Raw genomic sequence first — 19,016 nt, 5'->3', positions numbered from 1 at the left:
GTCCCGCCGATCGTCAGGTGCCCAGGTCGAGCAGTATCTTGCCGACCGCACGCCCGGCCGCGACCTCCTGCAGTGCCGCCGCCGCCTGTTCGAGGGGGAACACGGCACCGATATGGGGGGAGACGCGGCCGGTGGTCAGCAGATCGGCGAGTTCCTTTTCGTTGCGGGTGAATTCTTCCGGAGGGATGTCCTGGAACTGGAAGCCCAGAATGTGCAGTCCCTTGACCAATACCAGGTTCAGCGGAATGCGGGGGACCGTGCCGGCGGCGTAGCCGATGGTGACGAAACGCCCGCCGCGGCCCAGGGCGCGCAGGGCGGGTTCGGACAGGTCGCCGCCGACCGGGTCGAGGACGGCGGCGGCGCCGCCGGGGACGACGGCGCGGAGTTGTGCGCGCAGGCTGCCGTTGCGGTGGTCGATCAGGTGGGTGGCGCCGTAGGAGCGTGCGGTGGCCAGTTTGGCGGCCGAGGAGGCGACCGCGACCACCTCCGCGCCGAGCAGCACCGCCAACTGCACCGCCGCCAGCCCGACCCCGCCGCCCGCGCCGAGCACGATCACGGTCTCGCCCGGGCAGATCCGCGCCACCGAACGCAACGAGTGGTAGGCGGTGCGGTAGGCGACACCGAACGCGGCCGCCGTGTGATCGTCCACGCCGTCCGGTACCCGGGCGAGGTTTGCCGCGGGGGCGAGGATCTGCTCGGCGAAGGCGCCGTAGAGCCCGGTTCCGGTGACCCGATCGCCGACCGCGTGACCCTCGCAGCCGGGCCCCGATTCCACGATCTCCCCGGCGAATTCGCTTCCGGGAACGAAAGGCGGTGGTACGGCGATCTGGTACTTCCCGCCGATCAGCAGCACATCCGGGAAATTGACGGCCGCGGCACGTACCCGCACCCGTACCTGCCCCGCGCCGGGTACGGGTACGGGCCGCTCCTCGAGCCGCAGGACCTCCGGTGTTCCGTACTCGGGGCAGACCACCGCCCGGACGGTTATTTCCCCTGCCACACCGGCTCTCGCTTCTCCATGAACGCCGTGGCGCCCTCTTTGGCGTCGGCGCTGGTGAAGACCACGCCCTGCCAGTGCCGCAGCCGTTCGCCGGCCTTGCCCGGGTCGGTGACCGAGAGACGTACGAGTTCCTTACAGGCCGCGACACCCAGCGGTCCGTTCGCGGCGATCCGTTCGGCGAACGCGATCGCGGTGCCGAGCACCTGGTCCGCCGGTGTGACCGCGTTGAACAGGCCGATCTCGTAGCCACGGGCCGCGGTGAAGAATTCGCCGGTCAACGTGAGCTGCAAGGCGATACCCAGGGGTACGCGCTCGGCGATATAGGTGCCGCCGCCGCCGGGGAACAGTCCGCGCTGGACTTCGGGCAGACCGAATTTCGCGGTGTCGGCGGCGACGATCAGATCGCAGCCCAGCAGCAGTTCGAGTCCGCCGCCCACCGCTGTGCCGTTGGCGGCCCCGATCACGGGAACCGCCACTTTGCCCCGGGTGAGGCGCTGGAAGGCCCGGTTCTCGGGTGTATCGCTGAACCCGACGTCCTCGCCGCCGGAGAAGGCCCGCAGGTCCATACCCGAGCAGAACGCTTTCTCCCCGGCCGCGGTGAGCACCAGAGCGCGAATATCCGGGTTCTCCTCGGCCGCCAGGACGGTGGCACCGATTCCGGCGATGAGGTTCCCGTTCAACGCATTACGGGCCTGCGGCCGGTTGAGGGTGAGGACGGTGACGGCCCCGCGGTGTTCGACCAGGAACTCCGCCTCGCTTGCGTGGGGCCCATCGGGCCTGTGCGGGGCCCCGTCGTTGTTGCGCTCGGCTGTCGTCTCCGGACCCGGCTCGTTCATGACGTGTACTCCGTTGTTTCGGCGAGTTCGGCGGCCGACCGCATGAGCTGGGGAACGATCGGGCCGAAGGACTGCAATTTCACATCGTCGCCCGCGCGCTGAAAACCCTGTTCCAGCACGATGGCGAGTTTCCATTGGGCCAGCACCAGGTAGTAGTCGAGATCGTCGACCTGGCGTCCGGACACCTCCGAATAGTGCGCCACCACCTGATCGCGAGAGGGCATATCGCGCATATCCACATAACCGGACTCGTCGGGTACCGACGTATCCTCCGGCCAGCCCTGCACCATCCACGCGAGATCCAGCTTCGGATCGCCGACCGTGCCCATCTCCCAGTCCACGATCGCGGCGAGCCGCGCGGGGGCACCGTGGCGGTACATGACATTGGCGAACTGGTAGTCGCCGTGCATGAGGCCGGGAATGTAGTCGAGCGGGCGGTGGTCGCGCAGCCAGCGGGTCGCGGTGTCCATCCCCTCGAGCTCGCGGCCCTTGATCCGCTCGAAGAATCCGGTCCACCGGGCGACCTGGCGTTCGTGGAATCCGTCCGGCCGGCCCAGGTCGTGCAGGCCGCGTTCACGCCAATCCACCTTGGACAGCAGAGCGATACCCTCGGCGAGCTGGTAGGCCAGTCCCGCGCGGGCGGCGGGGTCGGTATCGAACGGCGCGGGCCAGACCCGGCGCAGATCCATCGGAGACCAGCCGTCGACGAAACCCATCAGATAGAAGGTGCGGCCGAGTACGGAGGTGTCGGTGCAGACCGCGACGGCGGGGGTATGCGGCACCTCGGTGCCGTCCAGTGCTTCGATGATCCGCCATTCCCGCAGGATTCCCATGTCCCGGTCGGCCGGGGCGTGCGCGGGCGGGATGCGCAGTACGCACCGGTGCTCTCCGCGGGTGATCTCGTAGATCTCGTTCTGCGTACCGCCGGACAGAAACCGGGTCCGTAGCGGTTCGCCCTTGCCCGGAAGCCCGGACTCGTCCATCCAATTCGCCAGCGGCGCGAAGTCGATCACAGGTTGTCCGCCTCGATGTCCAGGTATTCGGCGTATTTGACGCGGGCCGCGGCCAGCCGCCGGGGTATCCACTCGGTCGGCCAGTCGTCCGCGCTGGGCCGGTAATCGCGCAGCACCTGCTTGGCGACAGTCATCTTGTGCACCTCGGTGGGGCCGTCGGCCAGCCCCATGACCCCGGCGCCGTGGATCATGGTGAAGAACGGCATCTCGTTGGTGGTGCCGAGGGCGCCGTGTACCTGCATGGCCCGCCAGGCGATATCGTGCAGCACCGCCGGCATCGCGATCTTCACCGCGGCGATATCCTTGCGGACCTTCTTGTAGTCGTTGTATCTGTCGATCTCCCAGGCCGTGTACAGCACCATCAGCCGGAACTGGGTGAGCTGGGCGTAGGAGTCGGCGATATAGCCCTGCACGAACTGTTTGTCCGCGAGCCGGCTGCCGGCGGTTTCCCGGCTCAGCGCCCGTTCGCACATCATGTCCAGCGCCTTCTGTGCCAGGCCGATCGTGCGCATGGCGTGGTGGATCCGGCCGCCGCCGAGCCGGGTCTGCGCGATGACGAACGCCTGGCCCTCGCCGCCGAGCAGCGCTTCGGCGGGCACCCGGACGTCGTGGTAGTGGATGAGCGCGTGTGATCCGTCGTTCAGCGGTTCCCCGGCCAGCCCGATATTGCGTTCGATCTCGATACCCGGGGTATCGGCGGGCACCAGGAACATCGACATGCCTTTGTAGGGGCTCACGTCCGGGTCCGTCACCGCCATGACGATGAGGAATGACGCCGTACGGGCGTTGGAGGAGAAGAACTTCCGGCCGTTGAGCACCCACTCGTCACCGTCGCGCACGGCCCGGGTGCGGAACAGTGTCGGGTCGGCCCCGGCGTGGGGTTCGGTCATCGAGTAACAGGAGAACAGTTCGCCGTCGAGCAGCGGCCGCAGGTACTTCGCTTTCTGCGCTTCGGTGCCGTAGTGGGCGATGATCTCGGCGTTGCCCGTATCCGGCGCCTGGCAGCCGAAGACGATCGGTGCCCAGGAACTACGGCCCAAGATCTCGTTGAGCAGTGCGAGTTTCAGCTGCCCGTAGCCCTGACCGCCCAGCTCGGGCCCCAGATGGGTCGCCCACAGGCCCTGCTCCCGGACGCGTTGTTTGAGCGGATCGATCGCTGCCCGCCGGGCGCCCTCCAGTGGCACGAATTGCTGATGCGGCCAGACGAGGTCGAGTGGTTCCACCTCGTCCCGGACGAATCTATCGGCCCAGTCCAGCTTCTCCTGGAAATCGGGTTCGGTCTCGAAATCCCATGCCATTTGCGCCTCCTCTCGTCAGGTGAGAATATCCTTCTTGTGGAAAAGAATGCAATTCTTCCGGGGTCGGGGCTGGTCGGCCGGATCGCCCGGAAGGCGGTGGCCGAACGGGAGGCCGAATACGCCGGCGAGATCCGCCGCCTGCTGGACGCGGCACTCGACCAGGTGCGGCGGTGTGGCCCGAACGCGCGTCCGCGGGTGGCCGATATCGTGGCCGCCGCCGGGTTGTCCAACGACGCGTTCTATCGGCATTTCCGTTCCAAGGACGAGTTGATGGCGGCGGTGCTGGCCGACGGCGCGGAACGGCTGGCGGACTATGTCGCGCACCGGATGGCGAAGGAGTCGCGTCCCGAGGACCGCGTGCGAAGCTGGGTGGCGGCGATTCTGGCGCAGGCGGGGGAGGCCAGCGCGGCCGATACCCGGGCGGTGCTGTGCCAGACCGGCGCGCTCGGGGCGGATCTGGTTGCCGGGCAGGCCGGTTCGGCGCCACAGCGGCTGGCGGTGCTGCTGCACGGGCCGTTCGCCGAACTCGGCGTGCGCAACGCGGAGTTCTGTGCGGGCCTGGTCGCGTACGCGATCGTCGGCAAGTTGTCGGAGTACCTGTGGTCGCACGCCGAGCCGTCGGCGAGGGAGGTGGAGCGGTTGGCCGATTTCTGCCTGTGCGTGGCTGCCGGGGAGGTGGACCCGGGCGGGGAACGGGAGTCGTCCGGAGGTTGCTGAGCCCGCTGCCCGCTGTGGTGTCGGGTGGGGCGCGGGCCCGCCCGGCGCCAACACAGCAAACATTGCAATCCTTGTTAGGATTAACGTAATGTACGCCCATGGACTTCACGATGGGTGCGACCGCCGGGGAGCTCCGCGGCGAGCTACGCCGGTTGATCGCCGACGAGGTCCCCGCCGGCTATCTGGGCGCCTTCACCGATGATCCCGCCGATCTCGATATCGCTCAGCGCTTCTGCGCGACCCTGGCCGAACGCGGGTTGTTGTGCCTGGCGTGGCCGGAGGAGTTCGGCGGCCGCGGCGCCTCGGTCTGGGAGCAGACCGTGGTGCGCGAGGAGATGTGGGCGCAACACGAACCACGCGGCGCGCAGTACATGGGAGTCAACTGGGTCGGCCCGACCATCATGCGGCACGGCACGCCGGAACAGCGGCGCAAACACCTTCCGCCGATCGCGCGCGGCGAGGTGATCTGGTGCCAGGGCTTCAGTGAACCCGACGCCGGCTCCGACCTGGCGTCGCTGCGCACCACGGCCCGCGCCGACGGCGACGGCTGGTCCATCTCGGGGCAGAAGATCTGGACCTCCTACGCCACCATGGCGCAATGGTGCTTCCTGCTGGCCCGCACCTCGAAGGGGGGGCGTAAACAGCAGGGGCTCACGGTTTTCCTGCTGCCGATGTCGGATCCGGGGATCACTGTGCGCCCCATCGACGCGATGCTCGGGCCGCATCACCTGAACGAAGTGTTTTTCGACGGAGTCCGCGCGACCGAGGCCGATGTGCTGGGTTCGGTGGACAACGGCTGGTCGGTCGTCCAGGAAGTGCTGGCCTTCGAACGGGTGGGTATCGCCCGTTATGCCCGCTGCGAACGCCTCCTGCACGCCGCGCCCGAGGTGCTCGGCGAGCACTGGGACGATATTCCCGCGACCCTGCGCGGGCGCTGGGCGCGGATGCTCACCCGCTGCCGCCGCGCCCGGCTGCTCGCGTACCAGGTTGTCTCACTGCAGGATTCGGGTACCGTGGCCCCGGGCGACGCGGCAGCGTATCGGATCGCGGTGACCCGGCTCGACCAGGAGAGTGCCGAAGTCCTGGTGGAACTCAGCGCGGCGGTCCCCGCCGACAACGAGGCCCGCCGCCGCTACCGGCGCGCGGTCCAGGATCACTGGCGTTACGCCAATGCCGCCACGGTGGCCTCCGGCAGTATCGAAGTGCAGCGCATCCTGCTGGCCCGGGAATTGCTGTCCGGGCCGGGCAGCGCGGGCGCGGCGCTACGGCCGGGACGGAACGGGGCCGGAGCGGGAAAGAGCCTCGGCTCGCTGCCGGGGCAGGGCCGGTCATGAGCGAGCCGGCTACGACGAACGGACCTCGCGGCACTGCTACGGCGGTTCCGCCGCGAGTGGAGCCACGCGAGGACTTCGGCAATGCGAACGACCGGCGGGATCCGATGCCGCAGAAGCGTTCCCACCGGGCCCGGCTGCGCGACACCGGTCGTGACCGCACAGCCTCGGTGCGGATGCCGGGCGAAGAGGGGGTAGCCGCCCGCAACCGGCGCGGTTATCGCGGCCGGCGGAGGAGGGCATCGTGAGTACATCCGGCCCCGCGTCCCACGAGGTACAGCTCGAACTCGCGGCGGAAGCACAAGAATTCGGACGGGAGGTCGTGCGCGCCCTGGGAGTGGCGGGGGGCGACGAACTCGTGCAGCGTGCGGAACGCGACCCGGGCGGCCGGGGACCACTGGTCGAGCCGGTCCTCGGTGCGCTGGGCGTATGGGACCTGGCGCCGCGGCGCGACCCCGTCGAACTCGAGGCGGCTGCGGCGGTATGCCGGGCCACCGGGTACTGGACGGCGCCGTACCCGGTGGCGGAACGGCTGGCCAGGACGGACGACCCCGGCTATGACGGGCTGATCGCGGTCGCGGATATCGAGCCCGCCGGCGCCGTGGAAGGTATCGATCTGCGCTGGGCGACCGTATCGCTGGACGGGGTGCGCGGGGCGGCATCCATCGGTACGCCCACGGCTTCGGCGCGCGAATCGGCCTTTGTCGTCCCACTGGATATCCGTCCCCTGGAGGGCGACGGGCGCGATGGTCTTGCGCTGGCCCTGACCCTGCCGTGCTGGACCCTGCTGGGCATGCTGGACCGCGCGCTGGAACTGACCCGCGCCCATGTGCGGGTCCGGGAACAATTCGGCCGGCCGCTGGCCGAATTCCAGGGGGTGCAGTTCCAGCTCACCGATGCCGAGGTCGAGCGGCGGGGGCTCGATGTACTGGCCCGGTACGCGCTGTGGAGCATCCAGGCCGGTCGTGCGGAGGCGGTCGACGATGCGCTGGCCTTGCGGCTCGCCGCGATCGAGGCCGCCGATATCGTGTTCCGGGTCGCGCATCAACTACACGGTGCCGTCGGTTTCTGCGATGAGAACACACTGTCCTGGCTGTCGCGTTACAGTTTGCCGCTGCGCCGGTTACCGGCGGGCGCGGTGGGCACCGAGGAAGCGCTGACGAGCCGGATCGGCCGCCGCGGTCTGGCCGGATTGTTCTCCGACGGAGGGTGAGGCGTGATGTGGTACGACCTGCCCGAGGTGCTCACCGTCACCGCCGACGGTCCGGTGCGCATCGTCACCATCAACCGCCCGGACGAGCTGAACGCGGTGAACGCGGATCTGCACCGGGCGCTGGCCCAGGTGTGGCGGCAACTGGCGGCCGATACCGCGGCGCGGGTGGTGATCCTGACCGGGGCGGGACGCGCCTTCAGCGCCGGCGGTGACCTGGACTGGATCACCTCGTTCCTCGACGATCCCGTCGCCCGCGACGAGAGCATCCGCGAAGGCGCGGAGATCATCGAAGAGCTGCTGCGCTGCCCGCTGCCGGTGATCGCCGCGGTCAACGGTCCGGCCGTCGGGCTGGGCGCCAGTATCGCGATCCTCTGCGATATCGTGCTCATCTCCGACCGCGCCCACCTCGCCGACCCGCATGTCGCGGTCGGGCTGGTGGCCGGTGACGGGGGCGCCGCGTTCTGGCCGTTGCTGACCCCGATTCTGCGCACCCGCGAATACCTCTACACCGGTGACCGGATCGACGCCGCCACCGCGGTGGAGCTCGGGCTGGCCTCGCGAGTGGTGCCGGCCGGCGAATTGCGCACGGCCGCGCGCGGTCTCGCCGATCGTTTGGCGAAGCAACCCCCGCAGGCGCTGCGCAGCACCAAACGCGTGGTGAACATGTACCTTTCCCAAGCACTGGCCGGTCCGTTGCAGGCCGGATTCGCGGCCGAGGTGGTGACCATGCAGTCGCCCGAACACCGGGAGCGCCTGGAAGCCCTGCGCGGAAGGGCTCGGCGATAGCGTGGGCGCCGCGACTGCTCCGGACGATCTCGCCGAATTCCGCGCGGTGGTGCGGCAGTGGTGCCGGACCCATGTCCCGGCCGGCTGGCGTGGCACTCAGACCGGCGCCACCGACGCGGAATTCGTGGCCTTCCAGCAGCACTGGTTCCAGGAGTTACGCGCCGCGGGGTACGCGGTACCGCACTGGCCGCGTGAATACGGCGGCGGGATGCCGATCCCCGAACAGATCGTGCTCTATCAGGAACTCGCCGCCCACGACGCGCCGCGGCTGGTGCTGGCGTTCGTGGCGATCCACCACGCCGCCGCCACCCTGCTCGCCGCGGGTACCGACGCCCAGCGGCAGCGGCATCTGCCCGCAATCCTCGACGGTGAACTATGGGTGCAGGGTTTCTCCGAACCGGGCGCCGGCTCCGACCTCGCCGCGCTGCGCACCACGGCCCGCCGCGACGGCGGCGACTACGTGGTCACCGGCCAGAAAGTGTGGGCCAGCGGCGCGCACTACGCCGACTGGTGCCTGCTACTGGCCCGCACCGACCCCGAAGCGCCCAAACGTCAGGGCATCTCGTACTTCCTGATGGATATGCGCAGCCCGGGTGTCGAGGTCCGGCCGATCCGCCAGGCCACCGGCGAATCCCATTTCTGCGAGATCTTCCTCGACGAGGTCCGGATCCCGGCCGCGAACCTCATCGGCGGCGTGAACCGGGGCTGGCGGGTCGCACAGCAGACGCTCGGCGCCGAACGCGGCCTGACCATGCTGGAACTCGCCGAACGCCTGGGCCACGCGGGATTCGGATGGCTGGTCGAGGAATGCCGGAAACCGGACGCCTCGGGCAGACCCGCCCTGGACGACCCGCTGATCGCCGACCGGCTGGCCCGGCTGGAAACCGAACTCACCGGGCTGCGGGCGCTGTGCCGAGATCTGGTCGAACGGCACGACGCGGGTACCGTGGGCCCGGCCGACGCCTCCATCGTCAAGCTGTACTACAGCGAACTCCTGCAGCGGATGACCGATTTCGGCGCCGAGATCAGCGGTCTGGCGGGCCAGGCGATACTGCGCAAGCCCATGTCGGGCGGCTGGGAATCCGGTGCCTGGGTGCTGGATTTCGTCGGCTCCTGGGAGTGGACGATTCCCGGCGGCAGCAGCGAGATCCAGCGCACCATCATCGGCGAGCGCGGGCTCGGCCTGCCCAGAGAACCGGCGGGAACATGATGAGCGGCGACTTCCGGGAATTCCACGACGAACTGCGGACCGTGGCGCGGGAGCTGCTGGGAAAGGCGGGTGCGGTCGCGGTGGACTGGCCTGCCCTGACCCGGGCCGGTTGGACCGGGCTGGAAACGGCCGACGAATTCGACGGGGCGGCCGCCACATTCACCGAAACAGCGATTCTGCTCGAGGAGATCGGCCGGGCCGCTGCCCGTACCCCGTATCCCGCGGTCGCCGCGACGGGTATCGGCGCGCTGAACCTGCTGGCGCCGAGTACCCGCCGCGACGAGGTACTGCGTGAGACCGTCGCGGGGACTGCGTTGCCCGTGGCGGTGCTCGCTGGAGATATGGTGCCGGCGGCCGGCGGCGAAACGGCCTGTGCCGGCACCGCAGGCATAGTACCCCCCTTCCAATTGGTCCAAACCGGTCCGCGATATTTGTTGTCCGGGACGGCGGCCTATGTGCTCGCGGCCTCCTCGGCAACCGTCCTGCTGGTACCCTCCCGCACGGCCGACGGCAGGCTCGGCGTCGCCGTGGTCGAATCGGATGCCACCGGTCTGGAGGTCACCGAACAGCCGGTCGTCGACGAGACCCGCTCGTTCGGCCGGGTCACCGCACTCGACGTGCCCCTGCCATCCGAGTCGTTTCTCTCGTTCGCTCCCGGTCCGGCCGAACCGCTGCGTCAGCTCTACGACCGGGCCGCCCTCGCGGTTGCCTGCGACAGCCTGGGCATCGCGGCCGCCATGCTGGACGCGACCGTCGACTACGCCCGCGTCCGCGAACAGTTCGGCCGTCCCATCGGTTCCTTCCAGGCGGTCAAACACGCCTGTGCCGATATGCTCGTCGACCTGACGATCGCTCGCCGGCTGGTCACCACCGCACTGTCCGCTACGGCCGAAGGCGCATCCGACGCCGGCCGCGCGGTGAGTATGGCGAAATCGTTCACCGGCGAGGCCGCCGTCCGGGTGGCCGGCCGAGCCATGCAACTACACGGCGGCCTCGGCTACACCTGGGAAAGCGGAATCCACCGCTACCTCAAACGCGCCACCCTCGACCGCACCCTCTACGGCTCCCCCGCCGCCCACCGCCGCGAACTCGCCCAACGTTACAAATCCGGCGTCCACGTGCACTCGACGTGGTCCGGGGTCTAGGCCGATCGTCGGTGTCGTACCCGCAGTCCGCTGCAACAGAGGGCGGCGCCAAGGTCGCCCAGTTGGTTCGACGGGGAATGCCGCGGGAGGAGCATCGGCGGTAGGATAGGTGGCATGAGCGAGCGTACCGCGAAATATTCGATCACCATGCCCCGTGACCTCGCCGAGGCAGCCCGGAAGCGGGGCGGTCCCTCGGGGCTCTCTGCATACGTTGCCGCTGCGGTCGCACGTCAGATCGAGCGAGATAATCTCGACGAACTCATCAAGGTCGCCGAAGCGGAACACGGCCCGGTCGGTGAGGAAGAGATCCAGGCTCTGCGGGATCAGCTACTGAAGGCCCGACGGGGGAAGGGAAACGCTGCGTGAGCGGATCCGTGGCCCCTGGCGGTACGCTGGTTCTCGATAGTGAAGGGCTCGCCAAGGCCGTTTTGCGCGACCGTGCGGTGACCGGCTGGTTGGCCTTGGCCCGTGCCGATGACATGCGCGTCATTACCTCCGCCGCCACTTTGGTCGAGGTAGTTCATCCCCGGATCAAACGTCCAGCTTTGGAATGGACGCTTTCCCGGCTTGTGATCGAACCGGTCACCGAGTCCCTCGCGCGCCACGCCGCCGCGTTGCTCGCCGACGTGAAATTGCATGGCCACAAATACGCTATCGATGCCATGCTCTCCGCCACCGCGCTTGCCGCTGCCGGCCCCGTCACCGTACTCACTTCCGACCCTGACGACCTGACCGCACTCTGTGGCGGTCACGCCACCATCATCAAAATCTGATTCGGGCGAGGGTGAAGGCGGTCAGTTCCTGTCGGGCGAGACGGCACTCGGATCGAACCGATGCCCTGGCGGCAGGGATCCGATCGATCCGATCCGGGTGGCGTGTCGCGGGGCCGGCGTGGCCGGGCGAGGCAACCGGTTATCGGGGTCACGCGGTGGGGGTGCCGTCCCAGGAGACGAGCTTCCAGCCCTTGTCCGGGGTGCCCTTCACTACGACGCGGCCGGTGTTCTGCAACGGGTCGTTCTGCAGTGTGCTCAGGTCGGGGTCGGTGACGGACATGGCCGTCCAGATCATGATGGCGCCGCCGTGGGAGAAGATCGTCGCGCGCTTGCTGCCGCGATTGCGGATATCGCGGATCGAATCGTCCATCCGCTGCTTGAACTCGTGGCCGTTGATCGAGCCGGGAATGCGGGCGTCCAGATTGCCCTGGATCCACTGGAGCGGCGCCTGGAAATAGTTCAGGCCCGCCTCGTGCTCCGGCCGGCCTTCGTAGATCCCGGCCTCGATCTCGTGGAGACCGGGTTCGACAGTCACCGGAAGGTGACACCGGTCCGAGGTCGGCTTCGCTGTCTGCTGGGTCCGGATCATTTTCGAGGCGTAGATACCGTCGAATGTGCAATCGGCCAGGTACGCGGCTACCGCGTCGGCTTGGGCCCAGCCTTTGTCGGTCAGTTCGGGGCCCGGGGTCGAGGTGTCGATGAGGCCGGAGGCGTTGCCGGCCGATTCGCCGTGGCGGATGAAGGTGAGGAACATTTCACCGGTGTGTGGCTCGGCGACCGCGGTACCGCCGCCGGCGACGAGAATCGCCACCGCCGCGATCACCGCGCCGAGCATCGCGGACAGGCGTGTTTCGATCGGATACACGAGAACTCCTCCGGTTGGGACCGGCCACGGTAGAAGGTGGCAGTGGCCGGAACCGTACGTTAAGCGCTGTGTGCGAGAACTCCGGGATTCTTTCCCGCTGAATGACACGTTCGGCGCCGGCCTACCCGGTGGCGAGTCGTCGCGCCGCCAGGGTGCGGAGGTCGCCGGCTTTGATCTTGGCGCTCGAGCTGAGCGAAAGGTCGTCTTCGGTGAAGAACAGGATTTCGCGCGGAACCTTGTAGCTGGCGAGCCGGGTGCGCAGGTGGTCGCGGATTCCGGCGGCTTCGAGGGTGTGCCCGGTATGCGGGACCACGCAGGCCACGACCATTTCACCCAGGGTTTCGTGCGGGACACCCACGGTGCGGCCGATCTTCACGCCGGGATACTGGGCGAGGACCTCGTCGACCTCGAGCGGGGATACGTTCGCGCCGCCGGTCTTGATGATGTCGGTGAGCCGGCCTTCCCAGTAGAGGCGGCCGGCGTCGTCGAGGTATCCGCCGTCGCCGGTGTGGAAGTAGCCGTCCTCGTCGAGAGTCTCGTCGAGCGGCGTGCCCACATAACCGAGCATGAGGGTGGGGCTTTTGACGCAGATCTCGCCGTGCTCGCCCCGGCGCAGGGTGGCGCCGGTGAGCGGATCGGCGATCTTCACCGTGACTCCGGGCAGCGGTACGCCGCTGCTGCCCGCGATCACCTCTTCCGGCGTGCAGGCGGGAAAACAGGTGGTGATGGTGAAGGTTTCGGTATTGCCGTAGGCGTGGCCCGGTTCGGTCCAGTCGGTATCGATAGTGGGGTGGGTGGCCAGCGGCAGATCGCGGTCCACGAACTTCAGGCTGCTCAGATCCACGGTGTCCCAGTTCGGGGCGCCCTGGAGCTGGGCGTGCTGATGCGGCCACGACACCGGGAAGGTGACCCGATGGGCCTGCATGAGGTCCAGTGCCGCCTCGGCGTCGAACATCGACTGCAGGATCAGGGTGCCGCCGGCGGCGAGAGTCGCGCCCAGCGCCTGGCCGAAGTTTCCGGACCAGAAGAAACCGTTGGCGGTCCAGCACCGGACCTCGTCGCCGGGGCCGAAACCGAACATGCGGCGGAACCGCCACAGCTGGATCGCGACACCGCGATGTGCGCTGCGGATACCTTTCGGCTTGCTCGTCGTGCCGGAAGAGAAGAACAGCACCGCGGTATCGCTGGGCTGTACGGTCGCCGCCGTCGCGGTGATCAGTGCGGGGTCGGTGTCCTTGCCGCGGGCCAGGAAATCGGCCCAGCTCTCGATCGCCGTCCTGGGAAGCGGATCGCCCACCACGGCGGCATACCGCAGGAACGGATATTCGGCCGATGCCACGGCGCCGGGATCGGTGGTACCGAATTGCGGTTCCAGACCTGCCAATACCTCGGCGAAATCGGTTTTCGCGACCCGGCGTTCGAACAACAGCACCGAGACACCGGACATCCGCAGCAGATGATCGAGTTCCGGTTGCGTGGAGAAGGTACTCAGCGCCACCGCGACCCCGCCCGCCAGCGAGGCGCCGAAAACCGCGGCCAGCCATTCGGCGCGATTGGTCATGAGCACACCGACGCGGCCGTCCTTCCCGACACCACATGCCCGCAGCGCCCGGGCGACCTCGTTCGCGCGGTCCCACAGGTCGGTGTAGGTCCATTCGGTCCCGTCCTCGGGCGAGATCAGCGCGGTCCGATCGGCGTAGGACTCGGTCACTTCCCGGAGGAACCCCGGTAGCGTGAGCGTGCCCAAACCGGGTTCGTCGGCAAGGGGCGGGCCGGCGACGATCGCCGGGTCGGGGGTCTGCTGGGTCCCGGTGCTCATCGCCGGTGTTCCTCTCTGGTGGTGCTCCGCACGCGGCGCACAACGGTGCTGTCGAGGGCCGGCACTCCATCACGCCGGTCCGTGGTTCCGGGGTCCCGCGGTGCGCAGATGCCGGGTGTCGTCCTACAGCGGAAGTTCGACCTCGGCGGTGCAGGACACCAGCACACCGCCGTCCTGGTTGGTGAGTTTCAGCTTCACCTGGACCAGCGGCACACCCCAGGACGATTCCGGCGTCTTGTCCACGATCTCGGCGTCGAAATAGGTGACATCGCCTTCGAACGCGGGCCCCCGGAAATCGGCCTTGGTGTGCCGGACCATCCCGTCGTTTCCGGCCCAATAGGCGAGATAGTCCGTACACCAGGCGCCCATGGTCGCCCCGTACCCGTAGGCGCGGGCCATGCCCACATCACTTGCTTTGTCGGCATCGATATGGCCGCGCGAGGGCCCCACATAAAGTCCGTCACGCAGACGCGGGTCGATCTTCGCGCCTTCTTCGTCGAAGCCGAACCCTTCGGTCCAGCCCGGATCCTGGTAGACCCACGGATCCTCGATCCCCGCGGGTGCCGTCCACCGGAACGTGCCCCAGATATTGAAGAGGAACGCCCGGTATTCGGTGGTGAAACTGGCGATACTGTGCGGGCCGATCACCCGGCGCGGCAGTTTGTCGCCGACCTTCACCTCGTCGAAATGCGGTGAGACCCCGAGCCGGTTCGAATGGAGCCATTCGGTGCGCAACGCGTCGACCTCGGCGAGTTCGGTGGCCGTCCACTTCTTGATCTCGCCCAGCTGGTTCTCGTACATACCGCGTTTGTTCGCTTCTTCGGCGAGATAGCGGATCGCCGTGGACCGTTCCTTGGCGACGAGTGCCCCGTGCTGGTTGCGGTGCACGGTATCGCCGCGGGAGAACATGGTGGGCCCGGCGAATTTCGTCTCCGCCACCTTGTAGTCGTGGAACCGCCGTTCCTGGAACAGCTGGTCACCGGGCCGCACAGGGCAACCGTAGAACCACCACTCCTCGCCGCCGAAGATCAAATGGCTGTTCGGGATATGCCCCACGCAGGCCGGTGCCGCGCCGTGACCGTAATCGAGGGCGACCGCGATCGACTGCGGCGCCACGAGCCCGCCGTACCGGGATTCGCGTGCGAACTCCTGATCCCAGTGCAGCGGATTCGGATAGTCCATTGCCATCACCCAGCGCCGGATATCCGAGGTACTGCACGGATCCCACAGTTGGCCGCCGCCGATCGGTTTGCCCACGCGGTGGTCGACATCGCTCAGGTCGAGCTCGACGGGGGCTTCGGTCGCCTTCTCGGTCACGAATAACTCCTGCTCAGCGGTTCACATCGACGACTATGCGGCCGCGGACGGTACCCGCGACGAACCCGCCGGCCGCTTCGATCGCCTCGCCGAGGGAGATTTCCCGGGCGATCGAGTCGAGTACGGCGGGGTCGAGGTCGCGGGCCAGCCGGGCCCAGGCGTCGAGACGTTTCTGCACGGGCGCCATCACGCTGTCCACACCCAGCAGCGAGACGCCGCGCAGGATGAACGGGGCGACGGTCGCCGGGAAATCCATACCCTGCGCCAGCCCGCACGCGGCCACCGCGCCGCCGTAGCGGGTCTGGGCGGCGGCATTGGCCAGCGTATGGCTGCCAGCGGTGTCGACGACACCGGCCCAGCGTTCTTTCTGCAGCGGTTTACCCTTCTCGGCGAGTTCGGCGCGGTCCACGACCGTGGTGGCGCCGAGCTGCTTCAGGTAGGCGTGTTCGCCGGCCTTGCCGGTGGCGGCGGCGACGGCGAAGCCTGCCTTGGTGAGCAGGGCGATGGCGACACTGCCGACGCCGCCGGTTGCGCCGGTCACCAGTATTTCGCCGGCGTCCGGGGTGAGGCCGTGGTTCAGCAATGCGTCCACACACAGCGCGGCGGTATAGCCGGCGGTGCCGATCGCCATGGCCTGGCGTTCGGTGAATTCGGCGGGGAGCGGAATGAGCCAGTCACCGTTGAGCCGGGCGCGCTGCGCGAGGCCGCCCCAATGGGTTTCGCCGACTCCCCAGCCGTTGAGCACGACCTTGTCCCCGGCGGACCAGCGGGCGTGGCTACTGCTTGTCACCGTGCCGGCGAGGTCGATACCGGGGACCATCGGGAATGTGCGCACCACGGGGGAGGCGCCGGTGATCGCGAGGGCGTCTTTGTAGTTGAGGGTGGAGTAGGCCACCTGGATCTCGACGTCACCCTCGGGCAACCGGTCTTCCGCCAGGCCGGTGAGTTCGACTTCGGGGCCGGCTTCGCCCTTGGTGATGACAACTGCGGAGAACATCGGTGATGTGGTCCTTCCTCGATCCGTTCGGATATGTGCCGATCCAGCATCTCGAACGGCATCGGTTCGGTGGACGGGTGCCGGTCCGCTCGCGCCATGGAGAGTGCGATTCTCCAAATCAAGAATCATATTCTCACTCGTCGTTGCCGGTGTCAACACCCTGGCCGGGCCGTCAGCGCGCGGTCCAACCGCCGTCGACGACGATGGTCTGCCCGGTGACATAGCGCCCCGCGTCGCCGGCCAGCCAGACGATCGCGCCGACCATGTCCTCGGCGGTCCCTTCGGTGGGCAGCGGAATATTGCGCCGCAGATATTCGGCGCCGCGCTCGCTGTCGTACAGACTGCCGGTGATCTCGCTGCGGAAGAACCCCGGCGCCACCGTATTCACCCGGATCGAATATCGTGCCCATTGCACGGCGAGTTCCGCGGTGAGCCCGGACAATCCGGCCTTGCTCGCGGCGTACGACGCCTGCGGAATGCCGGGGACACCGACGCGCCCGCTGATCGAGGAAATGTTCACGATCGCGCCGCGCCCGAAATCACGCATATAGGGGAACACCTGCTGGGCCATAAGGAGTGGCGCCACGAGGTTCAGGTCCAGGGTGCGGCGGATATCGTCGAGTGGTTCCGATTCCGCGCGTTCGGTGCCGAAACGGTTCCCCGCGGCATTGATCAGGATCTCCGGCGGGCCCAGCCGCTCGGCCACCGCCGGTCCGATCCCGGCGATCGCGGCGGGGTCGGAAAGGTCGCAAGCCAGGGCGAATCCGTCGATCTCGGCGGCCAGATCCGCCAGCCGCTCGCGCCGCCGCGCGACCAGGGCCACCCGCGCGCCCAGCGCGGCGAGGGTCCGGCTCACCGCGGCGCCCAGCCCGGACGACGCGCCGGTGACGATCGCGGCCCTGCCGTCGAGCGTGAACGACTGCAGGGCGGCCACGGGATCACCGGCGGCCCGGGGGTGTTCCGGAGCATGCGCGGGCCCGGCATGCTTGTGGTGCCCTGCCGCCGTCTCGCCCGGTGCCCGCGGATCGCCTCGATCCGCTGCGGGCGCCGGGTCGGGCACTGCCTCCGAGCCCGGTTCGGTCGTGCCGTATCCGAATAGCGGCGGTGTGGCCTCGGCGCGGCCACTCGGCGGCGCAGACTCCGGACGTGACCCGCTCACGAGGTACCCGCGGCGGTGATGATTCCGGGGAGTTCGGTGCGCACCACTTTGCCCATGGCGTTGGTGGGTAGCGACTCGACGGCGGCCCACACCTCGGGGACTTTGTAGCCGGCGAGCTCGCTGCGGCAGTATTCGGCGAGTTCGGTGAAATCCACCTGGGCTCCGTTCGTTTCGATCACCGCCGCGACCTGCTGGCCCAGCCTTTCGTGCGGTATCCCGCAGACCGCGGCCTTGCCGACCGCGGGATGGGTATCCAGGACGCGTTCCACCTCGAGCGGGTAGATATTCGCGCCGCCGCGGATGATCACCATCTTCTTGCGATCGAGCAGTGTGAGCCAGCCCGCCTCGTCCACCGTGCCGATATCGCCGGTGGCGACCGGGCCCTCGGGTAGTGGCCGGACCCCGCCGTCGGCCCAGTGCCCCAGCAGTGGGCGCCACAGGCCCGCCCATGGTCCGGTGGACTGCCCGGCCAGGCGCAATTCGCCGGTTTCGCCCGGCGCCAGCCGGTTTCCGGCGTCGTCGTAGGCGGCCACGTCGTAGTGCGGTAACACCCGGCCGCTCGTGCGCGGACGCCACTGTGCCCCGGGCGGATCGATGGAGACGACGGTCGGGGCCTCGCTGAGTCCGTAGGTGACCCGCGGGACGAGGCCGTGTGCGGCGGCGAAGGCCTCGCGCAGGTTGTCCGGCGTATCGCTGCCGCCGCTCCAGACCTCCCGTAGCGAACCGAGGTCGAGTTCCGGGCGGGCCGCCAGATCGAAGAGTTGCGCGGGGGCGCCGTTCCAGACCGTGACCTCGCGGGTCGTGATCCATTCCGCGACCCCGGCCGCGTCGCGGCGGTCCATGATCACCGCGCAGCCACCGGCCTGGGCGGTGAGCAGGGTGGACAGGATGATCATATTCAGGATGGTGAGCGGGAAGCTATCGCCCTTGCGCAGGTCCGGTCCCCACCCGCGGGTCGCGACCAGGGCCGCGCCGGGCAGCAGCATGGTGCGCTGGCTGTGCACCACCGCTTTCGGCCTGCCGGAGGTACCGCTGGTGAACGCGATCCCGGCCGCCGCGTCCAGGTCGGTCGCGACCTGCGGCGCCGCCGGCGCATCCCGGGCGGCCGACCACTGCGCGGCGTCGATGCGGGCCGGTGAGCCGACCTGGCAGCGTGGTCCCGCCAGGACCACCTTCGGCTCGATCAGATCGTGCAGGTACTGCTGCTCGGCCGCGGCCATGGCTTCGCCGATGCCCGCCCAGATCGCGCCGATGCGCTGCGCGCCGTGGAAGGCGGCGACGATATCGAGGTCGTTGGGCAGGCAGGCCGCGACCCGGTCGCCGGGCCGCACCCCGAGCGACCACAGCGCCGCCCCGGCGGCGCCGGCCGGGTGGGGGAGTTGCCGGGTGGTGCAGATGCCCGCGGCCGCGTAGGTCGGGGGGGCGGCCGGATTCGCCGGGGGGGCGGGCCGGGGAAGAACGGCGTACGCCCCGGGCGGGCGCTACCCGCCGGCCCCCCCGGCGGGGGGGGCGGCGGGCCCCGGGGAAACGCGGTGGA

18 protein-coding genes are annotated in these 19,016 nt (G+C 68.9%); 8 read left to right on the top strand and 10 right to left on the bottom strand.

Going from position 1 to position 19,016, the window contains the following annotated elements:
- Positions 1-13: 13 nt before the first annotated feature.
- From QH276_RS33225 to QH276_RS33210, 4 genes are read right to left on the bottom strand one after another with little or no spacing between them, the layout of a single operon-like run.
- Positions 14-1,000 (bottom strand): NADPH:quinone oxidoreductase family protein, encoded by a 987-nt coding sequence (locus tag QH276_RS33225; protein ID WP_280400668.1) that lies wholly within the window; start codon positions 998-1,000, stop codon positions 14-16.
- Positions 985-1,836: an enoyl-CoA hydratase-related protein gene (locus QH276_RS33220; protein ID WP_280400667.1), complete on the bottom strand. Its 852-nt coding sequence runs from the start codon at positions 1,834-1,836 to the stop codon at positions 985-987. Before QH276_RS33220 ends, QH276_RS33225 begins: the two co-directional genes overlap by 16 nt.
- Positions 1,833-2,819, bottom strand: coding sequence for a phosphotransferase family protein (locus tag QH276_RS33215; protein WP_280400703.1), 987 nt, complete (start codon positions 2,817-2,819; stop codon positions 1,833-1,835). The genes QH276_RS33220 and QH276_RS33215 overlap by 4 nt, the downstream gene beginning before the upstream one ends.
- Positions 2,820-2,845: 26 nt before the next feature.
- On the bottom strand, positions 2,846-4,147 hold the full coding sequence (locus QH276_RS33210; RefSeq protein ID WP_280400666.1) for an acyl-CoA dehydrogenase family protein: 1,302 nt from the start codon (positions 4,145-4,147) through the stop codon (positions 2,846-2,848).
- A gap of 36 nt (positions 4,148-4,183) precedes the next feature.
- Between QH276_RS33210 and QH276_RS33205 the strand changes: the two genes are divergently transcribed.
- The 8 genes from QH276_RS33205 (at position 4,184) to QH276_RS33170 (ending at position 11,322) form a co-directional block, all read left to right on the top strand.
- Positions 4,184-4,864 (top strand): TetR/AcrR family transcriptional regulator, encoded by a 681-nt coding sequence (locus QH276_RS33205; protein WP_280400665.1) that lies wholly within the window; start codon positions 4,184-4,186, stop codon positions 4,862-4,864.
- A 98-nt stretch (positions 4,865-4,962) separates the two neighbouring features.
- Entirely contained in the window at positions 4,963-6,198 is a 1,236-nt protein-coding gene (locus QH276_RS33200) for an acyl-CoA dehydrogenase family protein (protein ID WP_280402217.1), read from the top strand.
- Positions 6,199-6,439: 241 nt separating this feature from the next.
- A complete protein-coding gene (locus QH276_RS33195; RefSeq protein WP_280402218.1) occupies positions 6,440-7,408 on the top strand; it encodes an acyl-CoA dehydrogenase family protein in 969 nt (322 codons plus the stop codon).
- Between the two features lie 6 nt (positions 7,409-7,414).
- Positions 7,415-8,194, top strand: coding sequence for an enoyl-CoA hydratase/isomerase family protein (locus QH276_RS33190; RefSeq protein WP_280402228.1), 780 nt, complete (start codon positions 7,415-7,417; stop codon positions 8,192-8,194).
- 1 nt (position 8,195) lies between these two features.
- Positions 8,196-9,404: an acyl-CoA dehydrogenase family protein gene (locus QH276_RS33185; protein ID WP_280402219.1), complete on the top strand. Its 1,209-nt coding sequence runs from the start codon at positions 8,196-8,198 to the stop codon at positions 9,402-9,404.
- Positions 9,401-10,549, top strand: a complete 1,149-nt coding sequence (locus QH276_RS33180; RefSeq protein WP_280402220.1) for an acyl-CoA dehydrogenase family protein — start codon at positions 9,401-9,403, stop codon at positions 10,547-10,549. The genes QH276_RS33185 and QH276_RS33180 overlap by 4 nt, the downstream gene beginning before the upstream one ends.
- 114 nt (positions 10,550-10,663) lie before the next feature.
- Positions 10,664-10,915, top strand: a complete 252-nt coding sequence (locus QH276_RS33175; RefSeq protein WP_280402221.1) for a hypothetical protein — start codon at positions 10,664-10,666, stop codon at positions 10,913-10,915.
- A complete protein-coding gene (locus QH276_RS33170) occupies positions 10,912-11,322 on the top strand; it encodes a PIN domain-containing protein (protein WP_280402222.1) in 411 nt (136 codons plus the stop codon). The genes QH276_RS33175 and QH276_RS33170 overlap by 4 nt, the downstream gene beginning before the upstream one ends.
- Positions 11,323-11,470: 148 nt before the next feature.
- Here the strand turns inward: QH276_RS33170 and QH276_RS33165 are convergent, their stop codons facing one another.
- The 6 genes from QH276_RS33165 to QH276_RS33140 form a co-directional block, all read right to left on the bottom strand.
- Positions 11,471-12,187: a histidine phosphatase family protein gene (locus QH276_RS33165; RefSeq protein ID WP_280402223.1), complete on the bottom strand. Its 717-nt coding sequence runs from the start codon at positions 12,185-12,187 to the stop codon at positions 11,471-11,473.
- 121 nt (positions 12,188-12,308) lie between these two features.
- A complete protein-coding gene (locus QH276_RS33160; protein WP_280402224.1) occupies positions 12,309-14,006 on the bottom strand; it encodes a class I adenylate-forming enzyme family protein in 1,698 nt (565 codons plus the stop codon).
- 123 nt (positions 14,007-14,129) lie between these two features.
- The gene (locus QH276_RS33155) at positions 14,130-15,323 is read right to left on the bottom strand and encodes an FAS1-like dehydratase domain-containing protein (RefSeq protein ID WP_280402225.1); all 1,194 of its coding nucleotides are present in this window, start codon (positions 15,321-15,323) and stop codon (positions 14,130-14,132) included.
- Positions 15,324-15,336: 13 nt separating this feature from the next.
- Positions 15,337-16,320 carry an MDR family oxidoreductase gene (locus QH276_RS33150; RefSeq protein WP_280402226.1) on the bottom strand — a complete coding sequence of 328 codons (984 nt, stop codon included), beginning with the start codon at positions 16,318-16,320 and terminating at the stop codon, positions 15,337-15,339.
- A 172-nt stretch (positions 16,321-16,492) separates the two neighbouring features.
- The gene (locus QH276_RS33145) at positions 16,493-17,254 is read right to left on the bottom strand and encodes an SDR family NAD(P)-dependent oxidoreductase (RefSeq protein WP_280402227.1); all 762 of its coding nucleotides are present in this window, start codon (positions 17,252-17,254) and stop codon (positions 16,493-16,495) included.
- 221 nt (positions 17,255-17,475) lie between these two features.
- Positions 17,476-18,876, bottom strand: a complete 1,401-nt coding sequence (locus QH276_RS33140) for a class I adenylate-forming enzyme family protein (protein ID WP_432278813.1) — start codon at positions 18,874-18,876, stop codon at positions 17,476-17,478.
- Positions 18,877-19,016: the final 140 nt, after the last annotated feature.

This window comes from Nocardia carnea, from assembly GCF_029869215.1.
Taxonomy (GTDB): domain Bacteria; phylum Actinomycetota; class Actinomycetes; order Mycobacteriales; family Mycobacteriaceae; genus Nocardia; species Nocardia carnea_B.
This window is presented reverse-complemented; position numbering and strand designations above follow the sequence as displayed.

Bases quoted from the DNA above. Each gene is read 5' to 3' on its own strand.
- QH276_RS33220 (WP_280400667.1), bottom strand. From the start codon at position 1,836: ATGAACGAGCCGGGTCCGGAGACGACAGCCGAGCGCAACAACGACGGG.
- QH276_RS33215 (WP_280400703.1), bottom strand. From the start codon at position 2,819: ATGGACGAGTCCGGGCTTCCGGGCAAGGGCGAACCGCTACGGACCCGG.
- QH276_RS33210 (WP_280400666.1), bottom strand. From the start codon at position 4,147: ATGGCATGGGATTTCGAGACCGAACCCGATTTCCAGGAGAAGCTGGAC.
- QH276_RS33200 (WP_280402217.1), top strand. From the start codon at position 4,963: ATGGACTTCACGATGGGTGCGACCGCCGGGGAGCTCCGCGGCGAGCTA.
- QH276_RS33190 (WP_280402228.1), top strand. From the start codon at position 7,415: ATGTGGTACGACCTGCCCGAGGTGCTCACCGTCACCGCCGACGGTCCG.
- QH276_RS33180 (WP_280402220.1), top strand. From the start codon at position 9,401: ATGATGAGCGGCGACTTCCGGGAATTCCACGACGAACTGCGGACCGTG.
- QH276_RS33175 (WP_280402221.1), top strand. From the start codon at position 10,664: ATGAGCGAGCGTACCGCGAAATATTCGATCACCATGCCCCGTGACCTC.
- QH276_RS33160 (WP_280402224.1), bottom strand. From the start codon at position 14,006: ATGAGCACCGGGACCCAGCAGACCCCCGACCCGGCGATCGTCGCCGGC.
- QH276_RS33150 (WP_280402226.1), bottom strand. From the start codon at position 16,320: ATGTTCTCCGCAGTTGTCATCACCAAGGGCGAAGCCGGCCCCGAAGTC.